Raw genomic sequence first — 16,123 nt, 5'->3', positions numbered from 1 at the left:
GCCTTTGGCAGGAAGCTAAGTTACGGATCCGTAGGGTCTACGGCTCCGCCAGATCGTGCCCCAAGAACGAGCGGCTGGCCAGCCATGGTGCCCGTATCGCGGGAGATTCTCGTCACGTCGGAATCTTTCCGTACGCGCGTGCGCTGTAGGGATGGACGTATGTGGAGCCCCAGTGGGGCGGATCGAGGCCCCCGGTGGGGGTGGGAGAGGCGGGGCGCGCGTGACAGGGGTGCGCGGAGGCAAGGGCGCGGGGTCGCTCGGCGCCGCACCGGCCGGTGCGGACCGGCCGGGTGCGGCTCGGCTCGGGGCGGCGGAACTCGGCGCCGAGCTGGGCGAGAGAGCCACGCTCGTGCAGTTCTCCAGCGCGTTCTGCCAGCCCTGCCGGGCCACCCGCAGAGTCCTCGCGGACGTCGCCGCCATGGTCCCGGGCGTCGCCCACGTGGAGATCGACGCGGAGGCCGCCCTCGGCCTCGTCCGCGCGCTGGGCGTCGACAAGACCCCGACCGTCCTCGTCCTCGACGCCGCCGGGCACGAGGTGCGGCGCGCGGCCGGACAGCCGCGGAAGGCCGATGTGATCTCGGCCCTGGGGGCGGCGATATGAGCGCTACGGGGCGGCCCGTCGCGCGTTCGCGTCACGGAACGGGCTTGACTGCACCCGCCACTTATCGTCAGCCTGCTGCCATGCCCCCGGAGCTCCTTCTCTACGAGCGTGTCCACGTGGACCTCGCGCGCCATGCCAGTGCGCGCTGTCGGTCCCGCTGAGCAGCCACGGACCCGTTCGTACCTCTCGGCAGAAGGACACAACTCCATGACGGCCACGCCCGACCTCTCCGCCCCCCAGCTCGCCACGCCCGACCTGCTCCGCTCCGCCTTCCGCAGGCACGCGGCCGGAGTCGCCGTGATCACCGCCCGCGGCACGGACCCCGTCGGCTTCACCGCGACCTCGCTCACCTCGGTCTCCGCCGAACCCCCGATGGTCTCGTTCGGCATCGGCACCGGCGCCTCCAGCTGGCCCGCGATATCCCGGGCCGAGCACGTCGGCGTCCACATCCTCGGCGAGCACCAGCGGGAACTCGCCGCCGCCTTCGCGCGCAGCGGCGCCGACCGCTTCGGCGCGCCCACGCGCTGGTTCGACGGGCCCGAGGGCGTGCCGGTCCTCGAGGGCGTGCTCGCCTGGATGGTGTGCCGGGTCGTGGCGCGGGTGCCCGCCGGTGACCACCGGGTGGTCCTGGCCGAGGTGGTCGCCGGGGACCCCGCGGGGGCGGGCCGTCCGCTGCTGTACCACCAGGGACGCTTCAACGCGCTGCGTGACTGAGAGTTCCCGATGACGCGGGGTGCGCGTGATTACGGAGCGTTGCGAAGGTCACAGTTCAAAGCGCTTGCTCAGGGGGAAAGTACTGGGTGTACTCATGAGTAATATTCCGGTTGGAGCGGGGGCCGCCCCAGCCGGGACCCGCCGCTTCAGGCGCCTATGCTGCCTGCAAGAAGGCAGTGGTTTGTAGCCGAGGCAGCAGCCCAGTAATGACGATGCAGTAGGAGAGCCGGCGTGAGCTTGAGGATCGTTGTCTGTGTGAAGTACGTGCCCGACGCCACCGGCGACCGGCACTTCGCCGAGGACCTGACCGTCGACCGCGACGACGTGGACGGTCTGCTCTCGGAGCTCGACGAGTACGCGGTCGAGCAGGCCCTGCAGATCAAGGAAGCGGCGGACGACGACGCCGAGATCACGGTCCTCACCGTCGGCCCCGAGGACGCCAAGGACGCGCTCCGCAAGGCCCTCTCGATGGGCGCCGACAAGGCCGTCCACGTCGAGGACGACGACCTGCACGGCACCGACGTCATGGGCACCTCGCTGGTCCTGGCCAAGGCCGTCGAGGAGACGGGCTACGACCTTGTCGTCGCCGGTATGGCCTCCACCGACGGCACCATGGGCGTGCTGCCCGCGATCCTCGCCGAGCGCCTGGGTGTGCCGCAGGTGACGCTGCTCTCCGAGGTCTCCGTCGAGGGTGGCGTGGTGAAGGGCCGCCGTGACGGCGACACCGCATCCGAGCAGCTCGAGGCGTCCCTGCCGGCCGTCGTGTCCGTGACGGACCAGTCGGGCGAGGCCCGCTACCCGTCCTTCAAGGGCATCATGGCCGCCAAGAAGAAGCCGGTGAAGTCGCTCGACCTGGACGACCTGGACATCGACGCCGAGACCGTCGGCCTCGAGGGCGCCTGGACCAAGGTCGACTCCGCCGCCGAGCGTCCCGCGCGCACCGCGGGCACGATCGTCAAGGACGAGGGCGAGGGCGGCAAGCAGCTCGCGGAGTTCCTCGCGGGTCAGAAGTTCATCTGAGCTTCGGTCATCACCTCACATCGCCCAACTTCTTCGTAATCGCAGGAGATTGAAGTCCCATGGCTGAAGTTCTCGTCTACGTCGACCACGTCGACGGCGCCGTCCGCAAGCCCACCCTGGAGCTGCTCACGCTGGCCCGCCGCATCGGCGAGCCCGTCGCCGTCGCGCTCGGCTCCGGCGCCGAGGCCACCGCCGCCACGCTCGCCGAGCACGGCGCGGTGAAGGTCCTCACCGCCGACGCCTCCGAGTTCACCGACTACCTCGTGGTACCGAAGGTGGACGCGCTCCAGGCCGCCTACGACGCCGTGTCCCCGGCCGCCGTGCTCGTGCCGTCCTCCGCCGAGGGCAAGGAGATCGCGGCCCGCCTCGCGGTCCGCATCGAGTCCGGCATCATCACCGACGCCATCGACCTGGAGGCCGGTGACGAGGGCCCGGTGGCCACGCAGTCCGTGTTCGCGGCCGCGTTCACCACCAAGTCCCGCATCTCCAAGGGCACCCCGGTCATCACCGTGAAGCCGAACTCGGCGCCGGTCGAGGCCGCCCCGGCCGCGGGCGCCGTCGAGGCCCTGTCCGTGTCGTTCTCCGCCCAGGCCACCGGCACCAAGGTCACCGCGCGCACCCCGCGCGAGTCCACCGGCCGCCCGGAGCTGACCGAGGCCGCGATCGTCGTCTCCGGCGGCCGCGGTGTCAACGGCGCCGAGAACTTCGCGATCATCGAGGCGCTCGCCGACTCGCTCGGTGCCGCCGTCGGCGCGTCCCGCGCCGCCGTCGACGCCGGCTGGTACCCGCACTCCAACCAGGTCGGCCAGACCGGCAAGTCCGTGTCGCCGCAGCTGTACATCGCCTCCGGCATCTCCGGCGCGATCCAGCACCGCGCCGGCATGCAGACCTCGAAGACCATCGTGGCCATCAACAAGGACGCCGAGGCCCCGATCTTCGACCTGGTCGACTACGGCGTGGTCGGCGACCTGTTCGAGGTCGTCCCGCAGCTGACCGACGAGGTCAAGTCGCGCAAGGGCTGAGCCCGTCGGGTCGGGGGAGTTCCGGGGCACCGGCACTCCCGGCGGCCCCGTGGCCGAGGCCGGACGAGGCCCCCGCATCCGCCGCGCGCGGAGGCGGGGGCCTCGCGCGTCACAGCGTCAGGCTCGCCTGCACCGGCAGGTGGTCGCTCGGGAACTGCCCGCCGAGCGAGAAGGTGTTGATGGCGGCCGCGTGCACCCGGGCACCCGGCGTCGCCAGGATCCAGTCGATGCGGTCGCCGTCGGGCACGAGCGGCTTGTAGCCGTGGAACGTCGCGTACTGCTTGCTGCGCTCGTCCGCCGCGTCCCAGGTGTCGACGAGCCCGGCGCCCAGCATCGTCTCGTACACCGGGTTCTTGTGCGCCGCGACGTTGAAGTCGCCCGTGACGAGCAGCGGCAGCGACCGGTCGAGGGTCGCGATGCGGTCGGTGATCAGGTGCGCGGCGCGGGTGCGGGCGTACTGACTGGCGTTGTCCAGATGGGTGTTGAGGACGTACAGCTCGCCGTCCGTGCGCCGGTCCAGGAAGCGGACCCAGGTCACCATGCGGATCGAGCCGCCGCCCCAGGTGTTGGAGCCGATCACGTCCGGGGTGTCGGAGAGCCAGAAGTGGTCGTAGGCGACGGGGCTCAGCCTGCGCGTGTCGTAGAAGACCGTCATGAACTCGTCGCGGCTGCCGCCCGCGCGGCCCGTGCCGATCCACGCGTAGTGCTGGCCCAGGTCCTCGGCGATGTCCTGCACCTGCTGGTAGAGACCTTCCTGGGTGCCCACGACGTGCGGGCGGGCGCGCCGCAGCAGCTCCCGTGTGACGGGGCGGCGGTCGGCCCAGGTGTTCGGCGGGGTCGTTCCGGCGTAGCGCAGGTTGAACGACATCACCTCCAGGCGCCGGCCCGGACGCTCCACCGCGCGGGCGGGCGACGCCGCCAGCGCGGTCGCGAGCAGCGGGACCGTGACGGCGGCGGCCGCGGCCGCCGTCCGCAGGCCGGAGCGGCGGGTCACTCGGTTGTCGGTCGGCACGCGTTCTCCTTCGTGGGGTCGCGGATGGTGCGGTCGGTGCGTTCGGTCGCGGTCGGGGCCACGGTCAGCGTGGAGTGCGCCCACGGGAGTGTGGAAGCACCATCTGAGACATGCGTGAACACGCGGGGACCGGCACGCGAGAAGGTGTTGACCAGCGGGAAGGTGCACGGATAGCTTCAGTATGCGGATGTTCGATTCCGTCAGACGGAAATGCCGTACGGGAAGGCCGTCGGCAGCGCCGTGGGTGTGAGTCACTGAGAACCGGTGTGGGTCACTGAACAGTGGAGGGTGCACGGATGGGTCAGCAGGAGAAGGTGTCCACGAGCCTCGCAGGTGCGGTCAGCGAAGGCATCAGCGCCTCGCTCGCGCCGGTCGACGCGGAGCTCGAACGCCGGTACCCGGGAGACCCCGGCACCCGCCAGCCCGTGCACACCGTGTACGTACCCGGTGAGGCCTTCGCCGCCGACACCGTCCGCGACTGGGGCGACCGCGCCCTCGCCGCCCTCGACGAGCACGCCCCCGACGCCGCGTCCTTCGCCGCCGTCCTCGGCCTCGCCGACGACCTCGCGGAGCCCGTCTACACGCGTGTGCGCGCCAAGCTGGAGCGCGAGCCGATCGAGGACCTGCGCGTCGACTTCGAGGACGGCTACGGAGGGCGCACCGACGCCGACGAGGACGCCGACGCGGCCCGTGCGGCCCGCCTGATCGCCGAGGCGTACGCTGGGGGCACCTCCCGGCCGGAGGCTGGGGGAAGCACCGCGGCTCCGTACATGGGCATCCGCATGAAGTGCATGGAGGCGGCGGTGCGCGACCGCGGCATCCGCACCCTCGACGTCTTCCTGTCCGGCCTCATGGAGGCGGGCGGTCTTCCCGACGGCCTCGTCCTGACCCTGCCCAAGGTGACGTACGCCGAGCAGGTCACCGCGATGGTGCGGCTCCTGGAGGAGTTCGAGAAGGCCCGCGGTCTCACCCCCGGCCGGATCGGCTTCGAGATCCAGATCGAGACCAGCCAGTCCATCCTCGCCGCCGACGGCACCGCCGCCGTCGCCCGCATGATCGACGCCGCCGAGGGCCGCGCCACAGGACTGCACTACGGCACCTTCGACTACAGCGCCTGCCTCGGCGTCTCCGCCGCCTACCAGGCCAGCGACCACCCCGCCGCCGACCACGCGAAGGCCGTCATGCAGGTCGCCGCCGCGGGCACCGGCGTGCGCGTCTCCGACGGCTCCACGAACGTGCTTCCGGTCGGCCCGACCGCGAAGGTCCACGACGCCTGGCGGCTGCACTACGGCCTCACCCGGCGCGCCCTCGCCCGCGCCTACTACCAGGGCTGGGACATGCACCCCGGCCACATCCCCACCCGCTACGCCGCCGTCTTCGCCTTCTACCGCGAGGGCTTCGCGCAGGCCGCCGCCCGCCTCGCCGCCTACGCCAACCGGACCGGCGGCGACATCGCGGACGAGCCCGCCACCGCGAAGGCGCTCGCCGGGTACCTGCTGCGCGGCCTGGACTGCGGGGCACTCGACACGGCCGAGGTCACCCGCCTCACCGGCCTGACCCTTGCGGGCCTCCAGGTCTACGCGGGACCGCGCCGGGGGGACCTGACGCCGTCGGCCAAGTGACGGGGCGCGGGCGGCCCGCGGTCTTCACGAGACGTCCCGCACCGCCTGTCACATCTGCCCCGTACTCTGTACGCCACACAGCACATCAGCACGACGGCGGCACAGGGACCACAGGGACGGGGCAGCGGTGTCTTCGGGGGAACAGGGACAGACGGACGGGGTCGGCCGCGTCCTCGCCGGGCGGTATCGCGTGCTCGCGCAGCTCGGACGCGGCGGCATGGGGGTGGTGTGGCGCGCCCTCGACGAGGTGCTGCACCGCGAGGTCGCGGTCAAGGAACTGCGCACCTACACCGACACGGCCGGGCCCGAACTGGCCGACCTGCGGCTGCGCATGCAGCGCGAGGCCCGCGCCGCGGCCCGGGTGCGCCACCCCGGAGTCGTCGCCGTGCACGACGTCGCGGAGGTCGACGGGCGGCCGCTGATCGTCATGGAGCTGGTCGACGGCCCTTCCCTGGACGACGTCCTGCGCGAGCGCGGCCCGCTCGACCCGCGCGCGGCGGCGGCCATCGGCGCCAAGGTCATGGACGCCCTCGCCGCCGCCCACCGCGCGGGTGTCCTGCACCGCGACGTGAAGCCCGGCAACATCCTGCTCGGCACCGGCGGCCGCGTCGTCCTCACCGACTTCGGCATCGCCACCATGGAGGACCCCGGCGACGGCTCGGCCACCCACCTCACCCGCAGCGGCGAACTCGTCGGCTCCCTGGACTACCTGGCGCCCGAGCGGGCCCAGGGCCAGGAGCCAGGACCCGCGTCCGACGTCTGGGCGCTCGGCGCCACGCTGTACGCGGCCGTCGAGGGCGCGTCCCCGTTCCGCCGCACGTCGACGTGGTCCACGCTCACCGCGATCGTCGTCGAGCCCCTGCCCGTGCCGCTGCGCGCGGGCCCGCTCATGCCGGTGCTGCGGCTGCTCATGGACAAGGACCCACAGGCACGGCCGGACGCGGAGGGCGCGCGGCGGCTCCTTGAGCAGGTGGCCGCGGGGGAGCCGATCTCGGAGGGCGCGCCGGGGGCGACGGGGTCTCTTGGGTCCGCCGAGCCTGCCGAGCCTGCCGGGGCAAGCGGGCCCCTGGGGGTGACCGGGCCTCTCGGATACGCGGAGTCGTCGCCCCAGGGCGTCGGGGGCGCGGAGCGCGAGCCCACGGTGCGCGAGCCCACGGTGCGCCATGTGCCGACCACGCCGCCGCCCGGGTTCGGCCCGCCTCCCGGTGCGCCCGGTGTGGCAGCGGGGCACGGGGCGGCGGGGGTTGCCGGTGAGCCCGCGGTGTTCGGCGCGCCGGGTGCGCCGAGTGCGGCGCCCGTGGGGTCCATGACCGCGCCCGCTCCGGCACCATCGGGACGCCGTGGAGCGCGGGCCGGCCGGCCGCGCCGGGGCAAGGCCCTGCTCGCCGCCGCAGCCGTGGCGGTGGTCCTCGCGGCGACCGGCGTGACCGTGGCGGTGCTCTCCGGCGGGGACGACAAGAAGGACCAGGCACGGGACGCGCGCGACGCGCAGGAGGCCGGGAGCACGGTCGAGCCGGGCTCGGACGCGAGCCGGGGCGCGCTCGACCCGGACGGCTCGAAGCCCTCGAAGCAGGGCGACAAGAAGGCGAAGCCCTCCAAGGACGCCGACCGCCCCGACAAGGCGGGCGAGGACGACCGGGACGGCGACGGCAAGAAGGGCGACGGGGCGTCGGACGACGACTCCGGTTCGGGTTCGGGATCGGGCTCCGGCGACAAGTCCGACGGCCGCCCCAAGGAGTCGTCCAAGCCGCCCAAGAGCGGTACGTCCGGCGGCGGTTCCTCCGGCGGCGACGAGGAGCCCGCGTGCCATCCCGCGGGCGGCGGCAAGTACAACTGCTCGGTGTGGCAGACCGCCAAGTCGTACCAGGCGTCGGGCGCCGAGGCGGGCATCCTCAACGCGGGCACCAACTACTTCTACTGTCAGCAGAACCTCGGCCGCCGCGAGACCCACGGCCAGTGGACCAACGTGTGGTGGGCGAAGACCGACGACGACAGCGGCAACACGAACGTGTTCGTGAGCGACGTGTACATCCGGGGCGGCGACAACGACAAGCCGCTTCCGGGGCTGCCCACCTGCTGAGGGTGGGACCGCCCGGCCCCTGAGGGGTGCCGGGCGCCCGGCCGCGCACGCCGGGGCGCGTCGGGCACGCCGTGAACAATCCGGTTGCGCGGCCCTCGTGGCGGCGCGGACCCTTGCCGGATGGACGAGTTGACGCCCACGGAAGCCCTGATCGGCCCGGACGCATCGGCCGACGGGGACGACCTCACCGTACGCGCCGCGACCCCCGAGGACGCGGCTGAGATCTGCCGCATGCTCAACACCATCGACGTCCTGGAGCTCGGGCACGCGGAGACCGACCTGGGCATCGTCGAGGTCGACCTGGTCCACCCCGAGGCCGACCTGCCCCACAACTCCTGGCTGGCGTTCCGCAACGGAAGCATGGTGGCGTACGGACTCCTCTGGGACGACTCCGGCGCCGACCGCATCGACGCCGACCACTACGTCCTGCCCGACCACCAGGACGCGGGCGAGCGCGTGCTCGCCGCCATCGAGACCCGAGCCGCCGAACGCGCCGCCGAGAACGGCGCGACCCGTGCGGTCGTCCACCTCAACCTCAACATCCGCCCCAGCCTCGACCGGGCGACGCTGGCCCGGCGCGGCTGGCACACCGTCCGGCGCTACCACGTCCTGACCCGCCCGCTCTCCCGCGCCGCCGACCCCGCCCCGACCCCGCCGCCCGGCCTCACCCTGCGCGACTGCGCGGCGGAGGCCGACCGGCGACGCGCCCACGCCCTGGTCCAGGAGACCTTCGTCGGCCACCACGACCACCAGGCGCGCACCTACCAGCAGTGGCTGGACGACCTCGGCGAGGGCATGGACTGGTCCCTCGTCTGGGTCGCCTCCCTCGCCGGGACGGGCGACGTCGCCGTCGTCGTGACCCGCGACGACCGCGCGGCCATGGCCTGGGTCCCCTACCTCGGGGTCCGCGAGGACGCCCGCGGCCGGGGCATCGCCGGTCATCTGCTGCGGCACTCCTTCGCCGTGTACGCCGCCCGCGGCCGCGACACCATCGGCCTCGGCGTCGACACCGAGAACGCCACCGGCGCGCTGGACCTGTACACGGCCCACGGCCTCGGCCTGCACTACGCCGTGGACACCTGGGAGGTCACCCTGCCCACACCCCGCTAGACCCGCCCCGAGCCTGTAACCCCGCCGCCCGTGCCGGACATGAGGAGACATGGAGAGGCAGGAGGGCAGGCCGCGCGAGAAAGGGGACGGCGTGCGGGGGGACGACCGGGACCAGCAGGACCACGGGACGTACCGGGAACACCGAGACCAAGGGCGCGACCGGGACGACGACGTCGGTGGCCGCGACGACGACGTCGGTGGCCGCGACGAGGAACGCTTCAGGGAACTCTTCGAGGCCCACTACGAGCACGTGCTGCGGTTCGCCGCGCGCCGAGTCGAGGCCGAGGCGGCGGGTGACGTCGCCGCCGAGACCTTCCTCGTCGCATGGCGGCGCCTCGCCAAAGTGCCGAGGTCCGGCGACGAGGCCCGGCCGTGGCTGTACGCCGTGGCCCGCCGTGTGCTGGCCAACCAGCGGCGCGGGGACCGGCGGGGCGAACGGCTCACCGCCCGCATCGGCGGCGTCGACCCGCCCCGGGCCGGGCCCGACCACGCGGGGGACGTCGTCGGCGTACTGCATCTGCGGCAGGCGCTCGGCACGCTCTCCGCACGGGACCGGGAGACGTTGCTGCTGGTGGGATGGGACGGCCTCGACGTGGCGGACGCCGCGAAGGTCGTGGGCTGCAGCCGCCGCACCTTCGCGGTCCGGTTGCACCGGGCCCGGCGGCGCCTCATGCGGGCGCTCGCGGGCACGCACGCGGACGAGGGGGCGCCGCGGACCGCCGTGGCGCTGCAGGGGAGGCAGGCATGAGCGCGCGGCGGACGGAGACGACGCAGGAGGCGCTGGCGTACACACGGCGCACCCTCGGCCCCGCTGACCCGGCGCGCGGGGACGAGTTCAACGGCGCCGCCCGGACACCGGAGGGCCGGGCCGTCCTGGCCAGGATCCTCGCGGACCAGCCGGAAGCACGCGGTCACGCCAAGGCGGCACGACAGCTGCGCAGCCACGCCGAGGCGGCACGACAGCCGCGCGGCCCCGTCCGCGAACCACGAAAGCCGCGCGTCCGTGTGCGCGGCACCCGACGCCGCTGGCTCGTCGCCGCGGCCACGGTCATGGCACTGGGAGGAGTGACAGCGATGGCGGACGCCATGGGGGTGCTCCCGTCGGGAGTGGTCGACGGGCTCACCCGCGTCCAGGACGACGGCATGGGGGAGGTCGACCTGGACCGGGCCCGGCTCCTCGTGGCGGGCCCGATGCCGGACGGGCGCCGGACGATGGAGGTCTGGCAGGCACCCAACAAGAGCGGCGGCACCTGCCTGCACACGCGGTACGTCGCCGACGACGGCACAGCCGAGGGCGGCGGCACCGAGTGCTCGAACGGCGCGGGCGCGACCCCCTTGGACCGGCTCCCGCTGTGGACCGGCGGCGGAACCACCGAGATGCCCGGCTACGACACGCTCTACGGGCGCGCCGCCGAACCCGCCGTGACGGTCCGCATCACCTGGGCCGACGGAGCCCGGCGGACGGTTCCTCTGAGCCCCGACGGCACGTTCCTCACCTTCGTGCGCAGCAGGCCCGGAGCCGAGGGGGAGTACCGCACCATCGACGCGCTGGACCGGCAGGGGAAGGTCGTCACGAGCGATCCCCACGGGTAGCGCCCGGCGCGGACCGACGGCCCGCACCCCTGCCACGCGTGCTCGGGGGTGCGGGCCGTCGGCATGTTCCGCCCGGCAGTGGATCAGGTGCGGGAGCGGTCCCAGCCGGACCAGCGCCCGGACGTGTAGCGCTCGTTGTACCAGCGGTTCCCGTCACCGCCGATGCAGGTGATCGCGAAGTTCCAGCCGTTGGTCCATTCCACGTCGATGGAGCGCTGGCCGGGCTTGTAGCACTTGCCGCCCATGTTCTTCCACGACATGTTGCCCTTCCACTTCGTGTAGGGGCGGTTGTCGGTGCCGATGACGAAGGCCTGCCACGTGCCGTTGGGGAGCTTGAGCTTCACGTTCGACTTGCAGAGGAACCGGCCGCCCCAGTTCGAGTAGGTGCAGGTGCCGTTGCTGCCGACCTCCACCAACTCGTCCCCGGGGACGTCTTCTTCGGCGAAGGCGCTGGTCTGGGCGCCTACGACGGTGCCGCCGGCGAGCATCAGGGTCCCGGCCGCCAAGGCCACGGTCTTACGGATCTTCACAGGTTTTCCCCCTCGCGCTCATGATTGTGCTTCGGTCGAGGAGAGAGCCTGCCAGCGGAATTTCCCAGTCCGCGCGGGTGTGGCCCTTTTGACTTGATCACATCGACCGCGGGGCTGAAACGCTGACGCACGAGCGGGGTGCGGTGGGGTGGGCCGGGGTGACCGCCCGACGCGTGAACCGAGTCCGCCCCTGTGACGGCTGCGGTATGACTAGTCACCGCTGCGGGTGTCATGGCGCGTGAGCTGCGCCGGGCCTGGGCAGAGGCGGCATGTTCAGTGTCGGCCACCACCTCTGGGAGATCCCTCCGACATGCATCGCCGCACCGCCGCTCTCGCCCTTGCCCTCGCTGCCGCGTCCCTGTCCGCCGCCCCGGCGTCCGCCGAAGCCGCACCCACCCGGGAACGCGGAGCGGGTGACGTCTGCTTCTACACCCAACCCGGCTACACGGGGGCGAGTTGGTGCTACCGCCCGCCGGGCTACGCCGACGTACCGGCGCCGCTGCACGACAACGCCGCCTCCTTCGAGTCGAACGCCGACGTCACGGTGTACGCGATCGACTGGGTCAGGCCCGGCCAATGCCTCTACCGGACGATCTGGACGGGGGACCGGAGCACCAACTGGGAGTGGAGGAACAAGTTGGACGCCGTACAGAGCGTCCGGCCCACCGACTGCCAGGCCGGCTGACCTCTGCGGCCCGGGACCTCAGTCGGCGGGCCGCAGCTCCCCCGACCCGCGCGTGATCAACCGCGTCGGCAGCTCGATGCGCTCCGGCGCGTCCGAGGCCCCGTCGAGCTGCCGGAACAGCCGCTCCGCCGCCGTGCGCCCCAGCTGGGCCGCGTCCTGGGCGACCACCGTCACGCCGGGGCTCAGCAGGTCGGCCAGCTCGATGTCGTCGAAGCCGACGAGGGCCACGGGGCGGGGGAGGCCCGCGAGGACACGTACGACCGTGACCGTCACGCGGTTGTTGCCCGCGAAGACGGCGGTGACGGGGGAGGGGCCCGACAGCATCGACTCGGCCGCGCGCCGGACCCGGTCGGGGTCCGTGGGGCCGAGCGACACCCAGGACTCGTCGACGTCGATGTCGGCCTCCGCCATCGCCGCGCGGTAGCCGCGCAGGCGCTCTATCGCGGTGTGGATCCGCGGCTGGTCACCGATGAAGCCGATCCGGCGGTGGCCGTGGGCGACCAGATGCGCCACCCCGTCGCGCGCGCCCCCGAAGCTGTCGGACAGCACCACGTCGGCGTCGATCCGCCCCGGCGGCCGGTCCACGAACACCGTGGCGACACCGGCGGCGATCTCCGGCTCCAGATAGCGGTGGTCGTCGCCCGCCGGAATCACCACGAGCCCGTCCACCCGGCGGGCGCACAGCGCGAGCACCAACTCCTGCTCGCGGTCCGGGTCCTCGGCGCTGGAGCCGTTGATGAGCAGTGCCCCGTGCGCGCGGGCGACCTCCTCCACGGCCCGGCTGAGCGGACCGTAGAACGGGTCGGCCAGGTCCTCCAGGACCAGGCCGATGCTCGCCGTGCGGCCCTTGCGCAGCACCCGCGCGCTGTCGTTGCGCCGGAAGCCCAGCGCCTCGATGGCCTCCTGGACCCGGCGCTCGGTGTCGGGCGTGACGCCGGGCTCGCCGTTCACGACGCGCGACACCGTCTTCAGGCCCACGCCCGCACGCGCGGCGACGTCCTTCATGGTCGGCCGGTTGCCGTAACGGCTCTTGGGGTCCGCGGTGCCGTCCGAAGTGCTCCCGTCCGTACGGAGCCGGGAGACGGGGGTGCGGGCGGTCTCTGCCACGGTGCGCTGTCCTGTCTGTCGTCCACTGGTGCGGATCTCAGTCTGCGTAACGTCGGTGCTTCACGTGAGGAAGTTCAGACTTCCACCTCTGTGCTTCCCCCTGTGTACGGTGACGTCCGTACTGCGACGTCCACTATCCATCGGGGGTCGTACGTCCTCGTCCACCGGGGTCCGCATCCGCGTCGCCCGGGGTCCGCCCGGGGCGGTGCGCGCCCGGTCGTATGCGTGTGCCTCGCATGTGGCGTCGAGCATAGGACCTGGACAACGTTGTCAGATGCACGAGAGACTATGCACCGCACTCTCCGGCCTGCCCTTTCACCAGGAGATCTGACACTGATGCCCACGGACCTCGTCGCCGCACTCGACATCGGCGGCACCAAGATCGCCGGAGCCCTCGTGGACGGCCGGGGCCGGATCCTGCTGCGCGCCCAGCGGCCGACGCCCGCGCGCGAGGACGGCGACACCGTGATGCGCGCGGTCGAAGAGGTGCTCGGCGAGCTGACGGCAGGCGAGCCGTGGGGGCTCGTCCGCGCGGTCGGCATCGGCAGCGCGGGACCGGTCGACGCGAGCGCGGGCACGGTCAGCCCGGTCAACGTCCCCGGCTGGCGGGACTATCCCCTGGTCGAACGGGTGCGCTCCGCCGCGGGTGGCCGGCCCGTCGAGCTGGTGGGCGACGGCGTGGCGATGACGGCCGCCGAGCACTGGCAGGGCGCCGCCCGCGGCCACGACAACGCGCTGTGCATGGTGGTGTCCACCGGCGTCGGCGGCGGCCTTATCCTGGACGGCTCCCTGCACCCCGGCCCCACCGGCAACGCGGGCCACATCGGGCACATCAGCGTCGACCTCGACGGCGACCCGTGCCCGTGCGGCGGGCGCGGCTGCGTCGAGCGCATCGCGAGCGGCCCGAACATCGCCCGGCGTGCCCTGGAGAACGGCTGGCTCCCCGGACCCGACGGCGACACCTCCGCCGCCGCCGTGGCCCGCGCGGCCCGCGCGGGCGACCCGGTCGCCGTCGCCTCCTTCGACCGCGCGGCGAAGGCCCTAGCGGCGGGCATCGCCGCCACGGCCACGCTCGTAGAGATCGACATCGCGGTGATCGGCGGGGGCGTGGCGATGGCCGGCGACCTCCTGTTCGCGCCCCTGCGCCGCGCCCTGCGGGAGTACGCCACCCTGTCGTTCGTCGGCGGCCTGGCCGTGGCCCCGGCCCTGATGGGCACCGACGCGGGCCTGGTGGGCGCGGCCGCGGCGGCGCTGCGGGCGTTCCCCGACGCGACGGTCGGACAGCTGCGGCCGGTCGCCAATCGCTGAGCCCGTTCGCGGCGGCTCCGGCGACTCAGGGAGGTCGCCGCACGTGAGGACTGGCCGAATCTCGTCGACACCGTGTGAACGGCCAGCGGCCCGCGGCCAGTTGCGGCACGATGCCCCCAACGGGGGGAGCGTCAGGCGATCACGATGGCAGCGCAGAGGGATCCGAGCCGGAAGAGAGTCACAGCACCTCGGGCGGCCGCGTGGACAGTTGGTGCCGCGCTCGTCGCTCTGCTGGTGACCTCATGTGCGGGTAGGCCGAGCGGGGGTGACGACCCGGAGAGCCAAGCTCTGTACGGACAGGAAATCATCGAGAGCCGCAAGGAGATGTTCGAAGGCCGGATCAGCTATACGCGTCTTCGTTCGGCGAAGGTCGGTCGAGCATTTGAGTTCCAGGCGGAAGTGGCAGGGTTCCGCGCCGCAGAATCGCAGGGTGCGCGCAAGGACTTGCAGCACACGGGTGAGCTGCAGGTCGGCACCCTCGTGGGCGTCAAGCTGCACTGCAGCGGGGCGGGCGTCAGATGCACGGCACTCTCCTCCGCGCGGCAGAACGTGCTCACGCCTGACGACAAGGCGAAATGGCGATGGATCGTCAAGCCGTCCGCGACGGGCACCATGGCTCTCGCCCTCACGGTCACGGCGTACTACCGCGACACGGACAACGTCCTCTTCGAGAAGCCGCCCTTCATGCAGAGAGCCCGCGTCGACGCGACGGCGGCGCACACGGCCCGGCGCGCCAAGGACGACGCGATCGCGGTGCTGGCCTTCCTGGGCGCGGTGTTGGGTCTGGGCGTCGCCTGGGTGACGATCCACGAGTTCTGGCAGCGTCGCTCCGGCAGAAAGGCCGAGGCCGAGGCCGCGAAGAAGGCTCCGCCACGGAAGGTGAGGCACCGCGAAGGGCCTCGCGTGCGTCGTCGCAACCGGACATGACCTTGGCCCCCCGTGCCGCCGGGGGCTGCCGGGATGGGAGGATCGGCCGGTGACCAGTGATGCCGCCGTGCTCGACCATCCCGTCGCCCAGTCGCTGCTCGGGCAGCACGCGGAGCTGGCCCGCCGGTGCGGGCAGGCTGTCACGTATCTGCCGGGGGTCGCGACCTTCTGTGCGGTGCCGGCCGAGCCCGACGCGACGGACTGGGCCGATCTGGCGCGACTGCTCGGCAGCGGCGGTTTCGCCGACATGTTCAGCAGCCCGGCGCTCCCGCCGTCGGACTGGGAGCCGGTCTTCGAGTTGGAGGGGCGGCAGATGCTGTGGCCGGGCCGCCAGGCCGGTGCTCCACGTCCAGCCGCCGATGCCGCGCTCCTGGAGCTGGGGCCGGAGGACGTGCCGGACATGCTCGACCTCGTCGCGCGGGCCGCACCAGGACCGTTCTGGCCCCGCACCTGTGAACTCGGCACCTATCTCGGGATCCGCGTGCGAGGACGGCTGGTGGCGATGGCGGGCGAGCGGCTGCGGCCTCCCGGCTGGACCGAGATAAGCGCCGTGTGCACGGCCCCCGAGGCACGCGGCCAGGGCCACGCCGCCCGTCTGGTGCTCGCGCTGGTCGAGCGCATTCTCGCCCGGGGCGAGCGGCCGTTCCTGCACGTGGCCGAGGCGAACACCGGTGCCATCGCGCTCTACGAGCGGCTCGGGTTCGAGAGCCGCAAGTCGGTGACCTTCCGGGGCTTCCGCACCCCGTGACCCGCTGGCGCACGCCGTGACCCGCAGAGTGGGCCCGGCCGAGT

At 72.9% G+C, this 16,123-nt stretch carries 16 protein-coding genes; 13 read left to right on the top strand and 3 right to left on the bottom strand.

Translation table 11 applies throughout. From position 1 onward, the window contains the following. The first annotated feature begins 229 nt into the window (after window positions 1-229). From OO63_RS46615 to OO63_RS05350, 4 genes are all read left to right on the top strand, one after another. Complete coding sequence (locus tag OO63_RS46615; protein WP_030358152.1) at window positions 230-601, top strand: TlpA family protein disulfide reductase; 372 nt, start codon at window positions 230-232, stop codon at window positions 599-601. A gap of 207 nt (window positions 602-808) precedes the next feature. Beyond that, window positions 809-1,315, top strand: a complete 507-nt coding sequence (locus OO63_RS05360) for a flavin reductase family protein (protein ID WP_030358151.1) — start codon at window positions 809-811, stop codon at window positions 1,313-1,315. Between the two features lie 231 nt (window positions 1,316-1,546). Beyond that, window positions 1,547-2,335, top strand: a complete 789-nt coding sequence (locus OO63_RS05355; protein WP_030358150.1) for an electron transfer flavoprotein subunit beta/FixA family protein — start codon at window positions 1,547-1,549, stop codon at window positions 2,333-2,335. Between the two features lie 59 nt (window positions 2,336-2,394). After that, window positions 2,395-3,357, top strand: coding sequence for an electron transfer flavoprotein subunit alpha/FixB family protein (locus tag OO63_RS05350; protein WP_030358149.1), 963 nt, complete (start codon window positions 2,395-2,397; stop codon window positions 3,355-3,357). 109 nt (window positions 3,358-3,466) lie between these two features. Here OO63_RS05350 and OO63_RS05345 read toward each other — a convergent pair whose 3' ends face one another. After that, window positions 3,467-4,369 carry an endonuclease/exonuclease/phosphatase family protein gene (locus OO63_RS05345; protein ID WP_030358148.1) on the bottom strand — a complete coding sequence of 301 codons (903 nt, stop codon included), beginning with the start codon at window positions 4,367-4,369 and terminating at the stop codon, window positions 3,467-3,469. 296 nt (window positions 4,370-4,665) lie between these two features. Between OO63_RS05345 and OO63_RS05340 the strand changes: the two genes are divergently transcribed. The 5 genes from OO63_RS05340 to OO63_RS05320 all read left to right on the top strand — a co-directional run bounded on the left by OO63_RS05340 (window position 4,666) and on the right by OO63_RS05320 (window position 10,774). Then, complete coding sequence (locus OO63_RS05340; protein WP_030358147.1) at window positions 4,666-5,991, top strand: DUF6986 family protein; 1,326 nt, start codon at window positions 4,666-4,668, stop codon at window positions 5,989-5,991. 127 nt (window positions 5,992-6,118) lie between these two features. Further along, complete coding sequence (locus OO63_RS05335; protein ID WP_030358146.1) at window positions 6,119-8,071, top strand: serine/threonine-protein kinase; 1,953 nt, start codon at window positions 6,119-6,121, stop codon at window positions 8,069-8,071. 120 nt (window positions 8,072-8,191) lie between these two features. Beyond that, a complete protein-coding gene (locus tag OO63_RS05330; RefSeq protein WP_051810569.1) occupies window positions 8,192-9,181 on the top strand; it encodes a GNAT family N-acetyltransferase in 990 nt (329 codons plus the stop codon). Between the two features lie 49 nt (window positions 9,182-9,230). Next, on the top strand, window positions 9,231-9,929 hold the full coding sequence (locus tag OO63_RS05325; protein ID WP_078618951.1) for an RNA polymerase sigma factor: 699 nt from the start codon (window positions 9,231-9,233) through the stop codon (window positions 9,927-9,929). Then, on the top strand, window positions 9,926-10,774 hold the full coding sequence (locus OO63_RS05320; RefSeq protein WP_030358143.1) for a hypothetical protein: 849 nt from the start codon (window positions 9,926-9,928) through the stop codon (window positions 10,772-10,774). The genes OO63_RS05325 and OO63_RS05320 overlap by 4 nt, the downstream gene beginning before the upstream one ends. A gap of 83 nt (window positions 10,775-10,857) precedes the next feature. Here OO63_RS05320 and OO63_RS05315 read toward each other — a convergent pair whose 3' ends face one another. Continuing rightward, window positions 10,858-11,304, bottom strand: a complete 447-nt coding sequence (locus tag OO63_RS05315; RefSeq protein WP_051810568.1) for a hypothetical protein — start codon at window positions 11,302-11,304, stop codon at window positions 10,858-10,860. A 310-nt stretch (window positions 11,305-11,614) separates the two neighbouring features. Between OO63_RS05315 and OO63_RS05310 the strand changes: the two genes are divergently transcribed. After that, on the top strand, window positions 11,615-11,989 hold the full coding sequence (locus OO63_RS05310; protein WP_030358141.1) for a hypothetical protein: 375 nt from the start codon (window positions 11,615-11,617) through the stop codon (window positions 11,987-11,989). 18 nt (window positions 11,990-12,007) lie between these two features. On the opposite strand, the gene OO63_RS05305 is transcribed toward OO63_RS05310, so the two are convergent. Continuing rightward, window positions 12,008-12,994 (bottom strand): LacI family DNA-binding transcriptional regulator, encoded by a 987-nt coding sequence (locus OO63_RS05305; protein ID WP_051810583.1) that lies wholly within the window; start codon window positions 12,992-12,994, stop codon window positions 12,008-12,010. A 438-nt stretch (window positions 12,995-13,432) separates the two neighbouring features. Between OO63_RS05305 and OO63_RS05300 the strand changes: the two genes are divergently transcribed. The 3 genes from OO63_RS05300 to OO63_RS05290 all read left to right on the top strand — a co-directional run bounded on the left by OO63_RS05300 (window position 13,433) and on the right by OO63_RS05290 (window position 16,079). Beyond that, window positions 13,433-14,404 carry an ROK family protein gene (locus OO63_RS05300; RefSeq protein WP_030358139.1) on the top strand — a complete coding sequence of 324 codons (972 nt, stop codon included), beginning with the start codon at window positions 13,433-13,435 and terminating at the stop codon, window positions 14,402-14,404. Window positions 14,405-14,728: 324 nt separating this feature from the next. Continuing rightward, the gene (locus OO63_RS05295) at window positions 14,729-15,331 is read left to right on the top strand and encodes a hypothetical protein (protein ID WP_157853947.1); all 603 of its coding nucleotides are present in this window, start codon (window positions 14,729-14,731) and stop codon (window positions 15,329-15,331) included. 49 nt (window positions 15,332-15,380) lie between these two features. Further along, on the top strand, window positions 15,381-16,079 hold the full coding sequence (locus OO63_RS05290; protein WP_030358137.1) for a GNAT family N-acetyltransferase: 699 nt from the start codon (window positions 15,381-15,383) through the stop codon (window positions 16,077-16,079). Window positions 16,080-16,123 lie beyond the last annotated feature (44 nt).

It is taken from the genome of Streptomyces alboflavus, assembly GCF_000716675.1.
In the GTDB taxonomy this organism is placed as follows: domain Bacteria; phylum Actinomycetota; class Actinomycetes; order Streptomycetales; family Streptomycetaceae; genus Streptomyces; species Streptomyces alboflavus.
Note: the sequence above shows the minus strand (reverse complement) of the source record. Positions and strands in the feature narration are given on the sequence as shown.

Coding starts and splice junctions, on each gene's coding strand:
- OO63_RS05360 (WP_030358151.1), top strand. CDS start 809: ATGACGGCCACGCCCGACCTCTCCGCCCCCCAGCTCGCCACGCCCGAC.
- OO63_RS05325 (WP_078618951.1), top strand. CDS start 9,231: ATGGAGAGGCAGGAGGGCAGGCCGCGCGAGAAAGGGGACGGCGTGCGG.
- OO63_RS05300 (WP_030358139.1), top strand. CDS start 13,433: ATGCCCACGGACCTCGTCGCCGCACTCGACATCGGCGGCACCAAGATC.
- OO63_RS05295 (WP_157853947.1), top strand. CDS start 14,729: ATGTTCGAAGGCCGGATCAGCTATACGCGTCTTCGTTCGGCGAAGGTC.
- OO63_RS05350 (WP_030358149.1), top strand. CDS start 2,395: ATGGCTGAAGTTCTCGTCTACGTCGACCACGTCGACGGCGCCGTCCGC.
- OO63_RS05320 (WP_030358143.1), top strand. CDS start 9,926: ATGAGCGCGCGGCGGACGGAGACGACGCAGGAGGCGCTGGCGTACACA.
- OO63_RS05310 (WP_030358141.1), top strand. CDS start 11,615: ATGCATCGCCGCACCGCCGCTCTCGCCCTTGCCCTCGCTGCCGCGTCC.
- OO63_RS05305 (WP_051810583.1), bottom strand. CDS start 12,994: ATGAAGGACGTCGCCGCGCGTGCGGGCGTGGGCCTGAAGACGGTGTCG.
- OO63_RS05340 (WP_030358147.1), top strand. CDS start 4,666: ATGGGTCAGCAGGAGAAGGTGTCCACGAGCCTCGCAGGTGCGGTCAGC.
- OO63_RS05330 (WP_051810569.1), top strand. CDS start 8,192: ATGGACGAGTTGACGCCCACGGAAGCCCTGATCGGCCCGGACGCATCG.